This is a genomic window from Synechococcus sp. KORDI-100 (genome assembly GCF_000737535.1).
Classification (GTDB): Bacteria; Cyanobacteriota; Cyanobacteriia; order PCC-6307; family Cyanobiaceae; genus Parasynechococcus.
The window spans coordinates 2,516,255-2,529,569 of sequence record NZ_CP006269.1; the positions used below are offsets into that span (position 1 = coordinate 2,516,255).

At 63.1% G+C, this 13,315-nt stretch carries 14 protein-coding genes; 11 read left to right on the forward strand and 3 right to left on the reverse strand.

The window, feature by feature from the left end:
* From KR100_RS13015 to KR100_RS13030, 4 genes are read left to right on the forward strand one after another with little or no spacing between them, the layout of a single operon-like run.
* The gene (locus KR100_RS13015) at window positions 1–1,815 is read left to right on the forward strand and encodes an SLC13 family permease (protein ID WP_038546856.1); all 1,815 of its coding nucleotides are present in this window, start codon (window positions 1–3) and stop codon (window positions 1,813–1,815) included.
* 40 nt (window positions 1,816–1,855) lie between these two features.
* Window positions 1,856–3,265, forward strand: coding sequence for a TrkH family potassium uptake protein (locus KR100_RS13020; protein ID WP_038546859.1), 1,410 nt, complete (start codon window positions 1,856–1,858; stop codon window positions 3,263–3,265).
* Between the two features lie 24 nt (window positions 3,266–3,289).
* Window positions 3,290–3,994 carry a TrkA family potassium uptake protein gene (locus KR100_RS13025; protein WP_038546862.1) on the forward strand — a complete coding sequence of 235 codons (705 nt, stop codon included), beginning with the start codon at window positions 3,290–3,292 and terminating at the stop codon, window positions 3,992–3,994.
* Window positions 3,995–3,998: 4 nt separating this feature from the next.
* Window positions 3,999–5,138: an anhydro-N-acetylmuramic acid kinase gene (locus KR100_RS13030; RefSeq protein ID WP_038546865.1), complete on the forward strand. Its 1,140-nt coding sequence runs from the start codon at window positions 3,999–4,001 to the stop codon at window positions 5,136–5,138.
* 1 nt (window position 5,139) lies between these two features.
* On the opposite strand, the gene KR100_RS13035 is transcribed toward KR100_RS13030, so the two are convergent.
* Window positions 5,140–5,448, reverse strand: a complete 309-nt coding sequence (locus KR100_RS13035) for a hypothetical protein (RefSeq protein WP_038546868.1) — start codon at window positions 5,446–5,448, stop codon at window positions 5,140–5,142.
* Between the two features lie 158 nt (window positions 5,449–5,606).
* On the opposite strand from KR100_RS13035, the gene KR100_RS13040 reads away from it, so the two are divergent.
* Both KR100_RS13040 and KR100_RS13045 read left to right on the forward strand, forming a co-directional pair.
* The gene (locus tag KR100_RS13040; protein WP_038546871.1) at window positions 5,607–5,939 is read left to right on the forward strand and encodes a hypothetical protein; all 333 of its coding nucleotides are present in this window, start codon (window positions 5,607–5,609) and stop codon (window positions 5,937–5,939) included.
* A 49-nt stretch (window positions 5,940–5,988) separates the two neighbouring features.
* Entirely contained in the window at window positions 5,989–6,219 is a 231-nt protein-coding gene (locus KR100_RS13045) for a hypothetical protein (protein WP_038546874.1), read from the forward strand.
* Here the strand turns inward: KR100_RS13045 and KR100_RS13050 are convergent.
* Complete coding sequence (locus KR100_RS13050) at window positions 6,197–6,448, reverse strand: hypothetical protein (RefSeq protein WP_038546877.1); 252 nt, start codon at window positions 6,446–6,448, stop codon at window positions 6,197–6,199. The genes KR100_RS13045 and KR100_RS13050 overlap by 23 nt on opposite strands.
* Window positions 6,449–6,459: 11 nt before the next feature.
* Between KR100_RS13050 and KR100_RS13055 the strand changes: the two genes are divergently transcribed.
* Window positions 6,460–8,184: an ABC-F family ATP-binding cassette domain-containing protein gene (locus KR100_RS13055; protein WP_038546880.1), complete on the forward strand. Its 1,725-nt coding sequence runs from the start codon at window positions 6,460–6,462 to the stop codon at window positions 8,182–8,184.
* A 116-nt stretch (window positions 8,185–8,300) separates the two neighbouring features.
* Window positions 8,301–8,474, forward strand: a complete 174-nt coding sequence (locus KR100_RS16640; RefSeq protein ID WP_204207729.1) for a hypothetical protein — start codon at window positions 8,301–8,303, stop codon at window positions 8,472–8,474.
* A gap of 6 nt (window positions 8,475–8,480) precedes the next feature.
* On the opposite strand, the gene KR100_RS13060 is transcribed toward KR100_RS16640, so the two are convergent.
* On the reverse strand, window positions 8,481–9,680 hold the full coding sequence (locus KR100_RS13060; RefSeq protein ID WP_081858926.1) for a trypsin-like peptidase domain-containing protein: 1,200 nt from the start codon (window positions 9,678–9,680) through the stop codon (window positions 8,481–8,483).
* Window positions 9,681–9,816: 136 nt separating this feature from the next.
* On the opposite strand from KR100_RS13060, the gene KR100_RS13065 reads away from it, so the two are divergent.
* From KR100_RS13065 to hrpB, 3 genes are all read left to right on the forward strand, one after another.
* Entirely contained in the window at window positions 9,817–10,089 is a 273-nt protein-coding gene (locus KR100_RS13065) for a DUF2973 domain-containing protein (RefSeq protein ID WP_038548892.1), read from the forward strand.
* A 58-nt stretch (window positions 10,090–10,147) separates the two neighbouring features.
* A complete protein-coding gene (locus KR100_RS13070) occupies window positions 10,148–10,531 on the forward strand; it encodes a hypothetical protein (RefSeq protein ID WP_038546883.1) in 384 nt (127 codons plus the stop codon).
* Between the two features lie 205 nt (window positions 10,532–10,736).
* The gene (hrpB, locus tag KR100_RS13075) at window positions 10,737–13,253 is read left to right on the forward strand and encodes an ATP-dependent helicase HrpB (protein ID WP_038546886.1); all 2,517 of its coding nucleotides are present in this window, start codon (window positions 10,737–10,739) and stop codon (window positions 13,251–13,253) included.
* The last annotated feature ends 62 nt before the right edge of the window (window positions 13,254–13,315 follow it).

Here is a 13,315-nt window from a genome sequence, read left to right on the forward strand (position 1 = left end):
ATGGCCCAGCTGATCAGCACCCTCCAGGACCCTCAGGCCCTGATCAGCCTTGCCGTGCTTGTTCTGGCCGTGGTGCTGTTCATCTCCGGAGCCTTGGCACCGGAGCTCACGGGACTTCTCAGCGTCGGTCTGCTGATGGCCGCGGGCGTTCTGGGACCACAGGAGGCACTGGCTGGTTTCAGCAGCCCCGCATTGATCACCTTGCTGGGCCTGTTCCCTGTTTCAGCAGCCCTGTTCAAAAGCGGCGCCCTCGATCGTTTGCGGGCACTGATCGCCTCAGAGCGGATCCGGACCTCCCGCCGCCTGATCGCCCTGATGGCCTTTGTGATCGCTCCGGTGTCCGGCGTGGTGCCGAACACACCGGTGGTGGCCTCCCTGCTGCCGGTGGTGGAGAACTGGTGCCATCGCCGCGGCCTGTCCCCCTCCCGGGTGTTGCTGCCCCTCTCCTTCTCAACGGTCCTGGGGGGAACCCTCACCCTGCTCGGCAGCTCGGTGAACCTGCTGGTCAGCGACATCAGCCAACAGCTGGGCTATGGATCCCTGGACCTGTTCAGCTTCACCCTGATCAGCCTGCCGGTCTGGCTGACGGGGGCCGTGTATCTGGTGCTGGCCCCAAGGGTTCTGCTGCCGGATCGTGGCAGCGACGGGGATGACCTGGCCGTCAGCCCGGAACGGAGCAGTTACTGCACGGAAGTCACCATCCCCGGGGATTCCGAACTGGTGGGCAGCTCCCTGCACAACAGCCGCCTGCAACGACGTTTCGATGTGGATGTCCTGGAGCTGCAACGCAGCGGTGAACGGCTGCTGCCGCCGTTGGCCGACCGTCGTCTGCAGGCCGGTGATCATCTGCTTCTGCGCGTCACCCGACAGGATCTGCTGCGGCTGCAACAGGATCACACCGTGCAGCTCACAACCCAGCGGCAAGACGCCGGAGTCAGTCTTGATGGCGCCGGCAGCGGGCAGAAAACCGTCGAGGTGCTGTTGCCGGCGGGGTCAACCCTGGCGGGAGCCAGTCTTCGGGAACTGCGCTTCCGTCAACGGCACAACGCCACAGTGCTGGCGCTGAGACGCGGACAGGAGACCGTGCAGGAACGACTGGGGCAGGTGATCCTTCGCGAAGGGGACGTGTTGCTGCTGCAGGCCCCACTGGATTCGATCCGAGGCCTGCAAGCCAGCAATGATCTGCTGGTGCTGGATCGACTGGAAGACGATCTGCCGACGGTCCGACGCAAACCCGTCGCCGTTTCAATCGCGATCGGCATGCTGCTGCTGCCAACCCTGACGCCGGTGCCATTGGTGGCTTCTGTGCTTCTGGCGACGGTGGCTGTGGTGGCCAGCGGCTGCCTGCGGCCCGGCGAGCTTCAGAGGGCGATCCGCCTCGATGTGATTCTGCTGCTGGGATCCCTCACCAGCTTCAGCGTCGCCCTCCAGAAAACCGGCCTCGCCGATGCTCTTGCCACGGGGTTGGAGCAATGGCTGGTCGGCTGGCCCAGCTACGGGTCGCTGATGGTGCTGTTCATCGGCACCACCCTGCTGACCCAGGTGATCAGCAATGCGGCCTCCGTTGCTCTGCTGGCCCCGGTGGCGGTGCAGCTGGCACCAAGCCTGGCCCTGCCGCCCACCGCCATGCTGATCACGGTGTTGTTTGGAGCCAGTCAGTCGTTCCTGACCCCCGTTGGCTACCAGACCAACCTGATGGTGTTCGGCCCCGGCCGCTACAGGTTCCTCGATGTCACTCGTTACGGCAGCGGACTGACGCTGATCATGACCCTGCTGGTTCCGGCGCTGGTCCTCTGGCGTTACGGACCAAGCTGATCAACACTGGTTCCTCTGTGGTGATCTGTTCCTGACCCACGTGCCCTTCCGCAAGGTCCTCACACGCAGCCAGGCCTGGCAACGGCGACTGACGGTGCCGCAGTTCACCGTGGTCACAGGTCTTCTGGTGATCCTGCTCGGCACCTTGCTCCTGGCCACGCCGCTTTGTTCGGGCTCGCAGGTCGGACTCTGGGAGGCCCTGTTCACAGCCACATCCGCGATCACGGTCACCGGCCTGTCGATCATTGATGTGGGGACTGATCTCACCGGTTTCGGCCAGGCCGTGCTCGCCGTGATGATCCTCGCTGGAGGGCTGGGACTGATGGCGATCACCACGTTTCTGCAGGGATTTGTGGTGAAGGGGACGGGCCTGCGACGTCGCCTGGACCGCGGCAAGGCTCTGGATGAATTCGGCGTCGGCGGCGTCGGCAGAACCTTCCGCGGTATCGCCTTCACAGCTGCAGTCCTGATCCTGATCGGTGCCACGGTTCTGTATGGCTTCGGTTTCAGCGACATCCCCGATCGTGGCGAGCGACTCTGGGCCGCCCTGTTTCACAGCATCTCCGCCTACAACAACGCCGGCTTCGGACTCTGGAGCGACAGCCTCGAGCGCTACCGCAGCAACGGGGTGGTGAATCTGGTGGTCATGCTGCTGATCGTGATGGGCGGTCTTGGCTGGCGGGTCACCAGCGACATGGCTGGCCAGCTGCTGAGCCACCGTCGCCGACGGCTCAGCCTGCACACCCGACTCGTTCTGAGAACCACGATCCTGCTGGTGCTGATCGGAGCCGTTGGCCTGGTGCTGACGGAATGGCTCAACAGCGGGCAGAACTTTCTGACGCTGCCCTGGTCGGAACGTTGGCTTGCTGCTCTCTTCCAATCCGTCACGGCCCGCACCGCCGGCTTCAACACAGTGCCGATCTCGGTCGAGACGATCACCGAATCAGGCACGTTGCTGGTGATGACGCTGATGTTCATCGGCGCCAGTCCCGGCGGAACGGGAGGTGGCATCAAAACCACTGTGGTGGCGGCCCTGATGGCCGCGACGCGCTCCACCCTGCGCGGCCGAGATGCTGTTGTGATCCGCAACCGTGAAATCTCGGAGAAAGTGGTGCTGAGGGCCGTCGGCATCACGGTGTCCTCCCTGCTGTTCGTGCTGGTGATGACCCTGTTGGTCAGCTTCGCCAGCAATTTCAACGGCCGGGACGACTTCACCTTTCTGGCCATGCTGTTCACCTGCATCTCCGCCTTCGCCACGGTTGGCCTGGACATGGGAGTCACCAGCGAACTGAGCCATTTCGGTCAGGGGGTTCTGCTGGTGGGAATGTTCGTGGGACGTCTCGGGATCTGGTTGCTGCTGAGCGCGATCTGGGACGCCATGAGCCAGGAGCAGAACCATTTGCATCGTCAGAATCGAATCGGATACCCGCACGAGGATCTGTATGTCTGATCAGGCACTCCAGGGGCGACCGCGATGAAGGAATGGTGGAACTGGAGCCCACTGCAGGGCAGTGAGCGTCTTGGGTTCGCCGTGATTGGCGTGGGACGCTTCGGCAGCGCCGTCTGCCGGGAACTGATCCAGAACGGTGCCGATGTGCTGGCGGTGGATCGCTCATCACGGGCCGTGGATGAGCTGCGTCAGCTGGAGCCCGCCATCGAGGCGAGAGTGGTGGACTGCACCGATGAGGAATCCCTGCGCGAAGCAGGCGTGCTCGAGATGGGCACCGTCGTGGTGGCGATGAGCGAACCGATTGAGGCGAGCATCACCGCCACCCTGATCGCCAAGGACAGCGATGGCAGCCGGGTGCAACAGGTGATCGCAAGGGCCACAAGCGATCTGCACGAAAAGATGCTGAAGCGCGTCGGTGCAGACCGCGTCATCTTTCCCTCCCGCATGCAGGGAGAACGACTGGGGCGGGAGCTGATCCGACCCAACCTGATGGAACGCCTCAAGCTCGACGAAACCCATGGCATCGAAGAGATCAAGGTTCCGGAACCCTTTGTTGGCCAGTCACTCCGTGATCTCAATCTGCGCAAGAACTTCCGGGTGAATGTTCTGGCCGCGGGCCCGCAACGAAGCCTGATGGTGAATCCACCCGCATCGCATGTGCTGGAACAGGGACACCTGCTCGTGGTGATGGGCCTGATGGAAGACCTGCAGAAACTTCCCAGGACCTGAGCCGATGCGCTGCCTCGGGCTGATGAGCGGCACCAGCGCCGATGGCGTGGATGCGGTGCTGGCCGAGTTCAAGGGAAGCAGCCGTCAGCCGCGCTGGAGCTTGCTTCAGCATCAGTTCATCCCCTATCCAGCCACGCTTCAGGAAAGGATCGTGCGTGCCGGGCAGGGAGATCCACTGGCAGCCGAGGACTGGCTGGAGCTGTCTGAAAGCATCACCGAAGTGCAGGCCAACGCGGCCGAGGCCTGTGATCCGGCCGCCAGCGCAGCCCTTGTGGGATGCCACGGGCAGACCATGTGGCATCGACCACCCAGCCAGGAGCGCCGCGGTGCCAGCTGGCAACTCTTGCAGGCTCCGCTGCTGGCGCGCCTCCTGAACAGACCCGTGGTCCACGACTTCCGCGCCGCCGACTTGGCTCTTGGGGGCCAGGGAGCGCCCCTGGTTCCGCGAGCCGATGCCGCCCTGCTCGGTGGGATCGATGGCTGGCGAGGCCTGCTCAATCTTGGCGGCATCGCCAACATCACCCTGATTCCTCCGCGCGACGGACCAGACCGCCATGCCCAAGTTCTGGGCTGGGACTGCGGCCCGGCCAACAGCCTGATCGATCTGGCAGTTCATCGATTCAGCCAGGGACGTCTTGGCATTGACCAGGACGGCGCCATGGCCGCAGCGGGGAGTTGTCTCGAGCAGACGGTGCAGGGCTGGCTGCAGCATCCCTACCTGCAGGCGATTCCACCCAAGTCGACGGGGCGGGAGCTGTTCGGCGCGCAGGATCTTGAACAACGCCTATCGCAACTGGATGGGCACTCAGCCTCTGATGTGGTGGCGACACTCACCGGCTTCACAGCCGCCCTTGTGGCGCAAGACCTGGAGCAACTGCGGAGCAGGGAGGGAATCAGCCCTCTCGAGCTGGTGGTCGCCGGGGGCGGGCGACGCAACCCGGTGTTGATGCAGGAACTGCGGCAGCGCTGCCGTGGCCTGCAGCTGCGCAGCAGTGATGAACTCGGCTTGCCAGCGGAAGCCAGGGAGGCCCTGGTGTTTGCCCTGCTGGCCTGGTGGCACCTGAGACTCCATCCTGCCAACGCTCCGGCCATCACAGGAGCGCAGCGGGAAACCATCCTGGGCGTTCTTGTGCACCCGATGTGATTCAGCGCGGGCGCTGCAGCCGCAACCGACGCGGCGCTCCCCGCAGGCGCCGGGGCTGCTGAGCCTCCAACGCGGAGCGGAAACGCTCCTGCGGGGAGGCCAACGCCTCTGAGCCCGCAGCCTTGGACGTGGACTGGGCCTGCTCGTGGCGCTGCACCCCTTGCTGAATCAGAACACGGGCCATGTTGCTGACCGTCCTGGACTCCTGTTCAGCCAGCCATGTCAGGCGCTCACAGAGGTCCTCCGGCAGGACCACCTGGATCCGGGGGGATTTGGGCTTCCCGCTGGAGGAGGTCTGACGCGTCGGCACGCCCGATAGCCACAAAGGGTCTTCGTTACTGAAAAGTGTACAGAGATGGTCAAGGGTAGTATCCATGACTATGCTGTAACCACCGAATTGATGGCGCGACATCCCAGGCAGCCGATCCGTACGGACGCCCCTCACGCCATGCCTCCACGGAGTGCCCCATGACCCCATCCGCCTCCTCATCAACAGGCCGCAGCCGATCCACCAAGAGCCGTTCATCCAACAGCCGTTCGTCCAACAGCCGATCCAGCAGTCGGCGGCGTCGCAGTTCGGAGAACAGCGATGTGCTGGTCTCAGCCGTCATCAGCACCTACCTGCTGACCCACCTCCACCACGTGCTGCAGCGCGCTGAATTCGGGGCCGCCCAGGAAGGACGTTTAGGCCAGGCCTCGAACTATGCCCAGCTCCGCAAAGTTCTCTGCATGGATGCTCGCAGCATGGAGGACGCTTCAGCCCTCGGCCAGCTCGACGAGGAGATCGATCAGGCCGCCTGATGCAGGTCGGGTCACCCATGAATACGGTTTTCACAGAGACCAGACCGTGATGTCCAGCAATGCCGCCGAGCTCTACAAGCGGATCAGCAGCAATCCCGAGCAGACCCAGGCCCTGTTTCGCCAGGCTCTTCAGGATCCAGCAGGGGCCATGTCGTCGATCTGCAACCTCGGGGATGAACTGGGATTGCCTGTCACCCCTGATGAGGTCAAAGCCCATCTGGCCGGTGTTGATGACGCAGAGACCAACCGTTGGGTGGTCAAAGCACGTGGTGGACTTTGATGTCTCGACTCAGTCGAGTGGCCTGATCTCCTGAACGATCGCGTCGCTCATAACCACCACCTCCAGCCCAGCTGAAGAACAACCAGTAACTGACGATCGCCAGACCGGCAGCCACCACCAGCGCTGCCAGCTGCTCAAGTTTCAGCATGGCGAGGCCTTCTCGGGATGTGGCACCAGTTTGCCGGGCAAACAACAGGGCTGGGCCCGAGAGGGGATGATGGACGGCCATGAGCCCTTCCGGTGCTTCGACTCGAGCGCGTCAGCAAGATTTATCCAACCGGTGAGGTGCTGCGCGATGTCACCTGGGAAGTCAAATCCGGCGACCGCATCGGCCTTGTTGGCGTCAACGGCGCCGGAAAATCCACCCAGTTGCGCCTGATCGCAGGCCAGGAGGAACCCAGCAGCGGGCAGGTTGTTCGCCAGGGGGATCCACGCATCGCCTATCTGCAGCAGGAATTCGATGTGGACCTGGATCGCACGGTCCGGCAGGAACTGTTCCAGGCCTTCGGCGAAGCCGCCGACGTCCTGAACCGCCAGCGGCAGGTTGAGGAGGAGATGGCTGGTGAGCAGGCCTCCAGTGACCCCGATCACCTCGACGCACTAATCCAGGACCTGGGTCAGCTGCAGAACCGCTTCGAGTCGCTGCATGGCTATGAACTCGAGGCGCGCATCGACAAACTTCTTCCGACCATCGGATTCACGCCGGAGGCCGCTGAGCGGCCTGTTCGCGACTATTCCGGAGGCTGGCAGATGCGCATCGCCCTAGGCAAGATCCTGCTTCAGGATCCCGAACTGCTGCTGCTGGACGAACCGACCAACCACCTGGACGTGGAAACGATCCAATGGCTTGAGGGGTATCTGCTGGAGCAGAGCGCTGCCTTGGTGGTGATCAGCCACGACAGGGCATTCCTCGATCGGGTCTGCAACCAGATCGTGTCAACCGAACGGGGCATCTCACGCAGCTATCTGGGCAACTACACAGCCCATCTGGAGCAGAAGGCCCTGGAGCAGGAAGCCACCCAGGCGGCCTTCGATCGTCAGCAGAAGGAGATCGCCAGCCAGCAGGCCTACATCGATCGCTTCCGAGCCAGCGCCACCCGCAGCACCCAGGCCAAGAGCCGGGAAAAGCTGCTGGAGAAAGTTGAACGGATTGATGCCCCGATCGAAACGGTGGCAGGCCCGAGTTTCCGTTTTCCGGATGCGCCGCGATCCGGCGCCCAGGTGGCGCTGATCAACAACCTCACCCACAGCTACGGCGAGAACATCCTGTTCATGGAGGCGACCCTTGAGGTGGAACGGGGAGACCGGATCGCCTTCGTGGGACCCAACGGAGCTGGCAAGTCGACGCTGCTGCGTCTGGTGATGGGCATGGAGACACCTGATGAAGGATTGGCCCGCCTCGGTGAACACAACGTGGTGGCCCGTTACTTCGAGCAGAACCAGGCGGAAGCCCTCGACCTCGACAAAACCGTGATCAACACAATGTTTGAAGCGGTGCCGGACTGGACTCAGACGCAGGTGCGCTCGCTGTTGGGGAGCTTCTGCTTCAGCAACGACACGGTGTTCAAGCAGGTTGGCCAGCTCAGCGGCGGAGAAAAGGCGCGGCTGGCACTTGCCCTGATGCTGCTCAGCCCCTGCAACCTGCTGGTGCTGGACGAACCCACCAACCACCTCGACATCCCTGCCAAACAGATGCTGGAGGAGGCACTTCAGGCCTATGAAGGGGCCACTTTGTTGGTGTCCCACGACCGATATTTCATCTCCAGGGTCGCCAACCGGATCGTGGAACTCCGCGACGGAGAGCTGGTGCTCTATCGAGGCGGTTACGAGTACTACCTCGAGAAGAAGGAGGAGGAAAGACTGGCTGCCGAGGAACGACGTCTGGCCAGCGAACGTGAAGAGAAGCGGAAGGCAAATCTTGCCAAGCAGAGGGACCGCAAGGAGCGCCGCAAAAAGGCGGCATGACTGGCGTCTGGCGACCTGGCTTGGGAAAACTTCACAGCAAATTAGGCAGGAAAACTCAATTACCTTTACCCGTTGATTACGTGTGCATAGGCTGACAAAACCAACCGCAAGACATGATGAGCAAAGCCCATCGTTCAGGTTCAGGTCACGGCCCTGGGGGCCTTTCAGATCAGCACGATCAGACCTGGGATGCCGTGGAGACCTACTTCGAATGCATCACAACCTGCTCCCTGAACGATGGTGATTGCATCACACGCTGTGTTGAACAGCTGAGGGATTCCGACGATTGATCGCGGTCAGGGGCGGCTGAGGGAGCTCATATCCACAGGTGTCAGGCTCACATCCAGCGTCGAAGCTCCTCGTCGCACTGTGACAGTGAGTGCATCCCCGATGCCACGCCGCTCAATCGCACTCACGACTGCAGCTGGATCGGCCATGGGTCGGCCATCAATCGCCACGATCACATCCTCTTCACGCAAGCCTGCGCGAGCAGCCGGACCTCCGGGTTGAACCGAACGGATCACCGCTCCGGAGGGGATGGCTGCCCCCGGCTTGGGAGACGGGACCGGCGACAGGCCGATGCCGATCATCGGATGGCGAGCTCGTCCCGTTTCAACCAGCTGCTGGGCGATCACGCGGGCCCGGTTGATCGGAATAGCAAAACCGAGACCAGCTCCAGGCCCTGTTCGGACAAGGGTGTTGATCCCGATCACCTCACCATCGGCGTTGAGCAGAGGCCCGCCGGAATTTCCAGGGTTGATCGCTGCATCGGTCTGGATCAGATCGAGACGCTTCCCGGAAATTCCTAGCTGTGAAACATTGCGATTGAGGTTGCTGACAATGCCGAGGGTGACGGTGTTTTCAAGGCCGAACGGGTTCCCGACGGCGATGGCCCAGTCGCCGACCTGCAAACGATCGGAGTTGCCAAGGCTGGCCGTTGGCCAGGGCCCTTTGCCTTCAAGGCGCACGACCGCTAGATCCGTGAGGGTGTCCTTCCCGACCACCCGGCCTGGCACCCGTCGACCATCAGCCAGACCCACCATGAGTTGATCTGCGTTTTCCACCACGTGGGCATTGGTGAGCAGCAGTCCCTCCGAATCAAACAGAACCCCGCTGCCCTGTCCGCGCTGGACCTGGGACGAGGGAGCCCGTCCTCCATTAAGACCGAAAAACTGGCGGAACATCGGATCCTGCAGCAGGGCAGGGGGCAAACCGGAGACAGACCTTGTTGGCATGCTCCTTGATGTCTCCAGGGTCACCACAGCCGGACCGCTGCGCTGGACCGCCGCAGCCACAAAGGACTGCCTGGACAAGGCGGCGGTCGCCGGGCGGGCGATCGCCGTCTGCAGTGGCGGCAGAAGCTGAACCGAAGCACCACCGGCTGCCAGAAGGCCAGCGGCGAGGGAGGCTCGCAGGATGTTTCGGCGCAGGATGTTCCGACGCAGGAACTTGGGTCTCAGGACCTTTCGACGCGAGGCACGGTGATTCGGAGACATCTGAATTCGGACGGTCTTGATCGGACGTTACGCAGACCGGACCAGAGAAAAAAGACGGAGAACCGTCAAATCTGTGACCGGGTGCAACCGGGGCCGGGCTTTGGCGATGATGGTGTTGGACGATGGGCCGCCCACCATGCTCAGCTCCCTGTTTCCGCTGCTCTACGGAGCGGTTTTCGTGGCCCTGCTCTGGCAGGCGTTTCGCGTGATGAGCAAAGGGTTTCGAGCGGCCAGCGCACCGCTGAACGAGACGCCCTCCTCAACGGGTGGAGATCGGACAGGCCAGGTCACGGTGCATCCCGAGCTGCTCGACCAGGACGGTCGGATCACTGAAGAGGATCTGCTCACGGTTCGCTTCAGCAGCGATGACGACCCCTCTGGAGCAAGCCCTGGACCGGGCGCTGAATAAATTAGAGAGTTGGTGCCTGTCAAAGCACCATCCCGGAACTGTTGAGAGGGCCGACCGAGTGGATCAGAGAACACGCATCGTCGCAGCGGTGATCAAGGGCCTGAAACTCCCACCTCGCTTCCGGCTGCGGCTGCTCAAGGAGGATCCCGTGCGTCTGGAACTGAGCCTCACGCCGGCCTACGGCAAGGATCCGATCCAGGTTGGCCTGGTGGAATCCCTGGATCTGGTGGCACGCCGTGATCGTGAAGGCCGCATCCCGCGCGACCTACAGGGCACGTGGGACTGGACCGTCCGCCATGGGCAGGTGAGTACTGGAGGCTGGAACCCATACCTGAAGGAGGCCCTCCAGACCATGTTCGAAACGGGCTTGCCAGCCATCGTTTTCGAAGAGTTGACCGGAGAGGAGTACCACCCCGTCGATGGCACACGACACGTGCGCTGAAGCATGTGAAGCCGTGCAAATCACTACAGCGCAGGACGGCATGCGCGATCTAGAACGGAGTGATTCCGGCCTTTAAGAAAGTCTTCATGGCCAATCTCTCGTTTAACCCCGGGCCTCTCATCTCCCTGCTGGCTGCCCTGGGTGCCATCAGCAGCCTTCTGCTGTTCGGGGTGTTGAATCTCGTTCACTGATCTGCAGAGCCGGTTTGACGGCCTATCCGATCGACTCGCTGTTGCCTCAGCTCTGTGAGCAGCTGGGGCCAGGCAAGACCGTGCTGCTGCAGGCGCCCCCTGGCGCCGGAAAAACGACGCGTGTCCCTCTGGCTCTGCTGGGGGCGATCGGTCCCATGGCTGAAGCAGCACCGATCAGGGGAGAGATCTGGATGGTCGAGCCCAGGAGACTGGCCGTTCGCGCGGCTGCCGAACGCCTGGCGGACAGCCTCGGCGAAGCGGTGGGTGCGTGCATCGGCTACGCGATCCGTGGGGAACGACGTCGCTCGGCTCAGACCCGCATCGAGGTGCTGACCGATGGCCTGTTCCTGCGGCGCCTGCAGAACGATCCCGCCCTGGACGGCGTCCAGTGCGTGCTCTTCGATGAATTCCACGAACGTCGACGCGACGCCGATCTTGCCCTGGCTTTGCTGCGTGAAGCGCGGCCGATGCTGCGGCCGGACCTTTCGATCGCGCTGATGTCCGCCACCCTCGATCTATCGGACCTCAGGCAACGTCTGCCGGAGGCAGTCGTTCTGGAAAGTGCGGGGCGCTGCTTCCCTGTGGACACTGTGCATCAGCCCCCCCGACTGGAGGAGTCGCTGCCCCGGCAGGTGCTGCGAGCCATCGAAACCCATGCGCTTTCGCTGCCGTCGGGCAGCGGCGTGCTGGTGTTTCTGCCTGGGTTGGCAGAGATCCAGCGCTGCTGTGAGCTGCTGCAGCGATCCGCCTGTCTGGAAACCTGGGATGTGGTCTGCCTGCATGGCCAGCTACCTCTTGAGGAGCAGCGCAAGGCCCTGCGGGGTTGCGATCGCCACCATGCCGGACAACTGATCCTGGCCAGTGCCATCGCCGAGAGCTCCATCACCCTGAGCGGGGTGCGGCTCGTGATCGACAGCGGTCTCAGCCGTCAGCTGCGCTACGACCCCGGCACCGGAATGGAAGGTCTCGAGACCGTCCCGTCAAGCCTCGCCAGCGCAGATCAGCGCCGTGGTCGAGCAGGCCGCCAGGGCCCCGGACACTGCGTTCGCCTCTGGTCACCGGCCAACCAGCAACGACGACCACAGTTCAGCCCACCGGAGCTTGGACTGGCCGATCCGCAACCGGTGGTGCTGGAGCTGGCAGCCTGGGGATGCGGCCTGGGAGACGATCTGCCCTGGCTTGATCCGCCTCCTCGGGCAGCTCTGATCAACGGCCGTGATCGACTGATCGCGCTGCAGGTGCTGGAGGCCGATGGCAGGCTCAGTGCCCGTGGCCAGCTGCTGGAACGGCTGGGGGTTCACCCCCGACTCGCGTTGCTGATGCTGGAGGCCAGATGCTGCGGGACACCTCAACTGGGCTGCGATCTCGCTGCCATCCTCAGCGAACGAGACCCCTTGCCCTGGCGTGATGTCGGCTGCGACCTCGCGGCCCGTTTGGACGCCATGCATGAGCAGAGGCAGCTGGGAGCCCTACGTCAGCTCAGCGGTCAGCTGCAGCGGCAACTGGACAGGTTGCCCCTGGAACGCGACGCGCCGGGGCCTGAGATCCCTGCCGCTGAACTCGTGCTCAAGGCATTCCCTGAATGGCTGGCTTTGCGACGACATGAGCAACCTGGACGCTTCCAGCTCCGCCAAGGACGCGGTGCACGTCTTGACGCGCAGGACCCCCTGTTCAATGCCGAGGCCCTTGCCGTTGCAAGGCTGGACCTTGGCCATCGCGACACCAGGATTCAGCTGGCACTGCCGGTCAGCCGCAGCACGGTTGATCGACTGGCAGACGAGGAAGGGTGCTGGCAGGATCTGCTCAGCTGGGACGAACAGGAGCGGCGCATCCGCGCCGAGCGGACACTCACGCTCGGCGCCCTCAAACTTCGCCGAGAACCCCAGCCAGCACCTGACAGGCAACAGTGCCGTGATTTGCTCATCGAGCGATTGCAACGAGGCGGCACGCTGGACGTGCTGGGCTGGACACCTGCGGCTGTGCAGTTGCGACGGCGCCTGGATCTGGCCTACAGGCGGCTGGGGCCACCCTGGCTACCAAGGGACCCTGAAGGTTTGCTCGGCAGCCTGTCCGACTGGCTCGGCGATGCCCTGGAGGGCTGCCAAAGCTGGAGGGATCTCGATGCCACAACCCTGGAAAACGCCCTTTGGGGTTCGCTGGAGTGGTCACACCGTCAGGAGCTGGAACGCCTTCTGCCCAGACGGCTGTCGATCCCGAGCGGACGATCCGCGGAGCTGACCTATGAAGAGGATGGGCAGGTTGTGCTGGCCGTGAAGCTTCAGGAGATGTTTGGCTGCGAAACAGGCCCAACCGTGCTGCAGGGGGAGCTGCCGGTGACCGTGGAACTGCTCTCCCCGGCAGGGAGACCCCTGCAGAGAACGTGTGATCTCGCGGGTTTCTGGCATGGCAGCTATGCCAGTGTTCGCAAGGAGATGCGTGGGAGATACCCGAAACATCCATGGCCGGAGGAGCCCTGGACAGCCCCGGCAACGGCGGGCACAAAACGGCAAGTTGGCTACAAAAAAGCCTGAATTAATGATCACAGGTGCGGGTGTCCGCAATCACTGGCAACAAATCTCCAACCTTTGTTACA

What these genes read in the sequence shown, in the direction of transcription:
- KR100_RS13015 (WP_038546856.1), top strand. Translation starts at nt 1, where the DNA reads ATGGCCCAGCTGATCAGCACCCTCCAGGACCCTCAGGCCCTGATCAGC.
- KR100_RS13060 (WP_081858926.1), bottom strand. Translation starts at nt 9,680, where the DNA reads ATGTCTCCGAATCACCGTGCCTCGCGTCGAAAGGTCCTGAGACCCAAG.
- KR100_RS13025 (WP_038546862.1), top strand. Translation starts at nt 3,290, where the DNA reads ATGAAGGAATGGTGGAACTGGAGCCCACTGCAGGGCAGTGAGCGTCTT.
- KR100_RS13045 (WP_038546874.1), top strand. Translation starts at nt 5,989, where the DNA reads ATGTCCAGCAATGCCGCCGAGCTCTACAAGCGGATCAGCAGCAATCCC.
- KR100_RS13050 (WP_038546877.1), bottom strand. Translation starts at nt 6,448, where the DNA reads ATGGCCGTCCATCATCCCCTCTCGGGCCCAGCCCTGTTGTTTGCCCGG.
- KR100_RS13040 (WP_038546871.1), top strand. Translation starts at nt 5,607, where the DNA reads ATGACCCCATCCGCCTCCTCATCAACAGGCCGCAGCCGATCCACCAAG.
- KR100_RS13030 (WP_038546865.1), top strand. Translation starts at nt 3,999, where the DNA reads ATGCGCTGCCTCGGGCTGATGAGCGGCACCAGCGCCGATGGCGTGGAT.
- KR100_RS16640 (WP_204207729.1), top strand. Translation starts at nt 8,301, where the DNA reads ATGAGCAAAGCCCATCGTTCAGGTTCAGGTCACGGCCCTGGGGGCCTT.
- KR100_RS13065 (WP_038548892.1), top strand. Translation starts at nt 9,817, where the DNA reads ATGCTCAGCTCCCTGTTTCCGCTGCTCTACGGAGCGGTTTTCGTGGCC.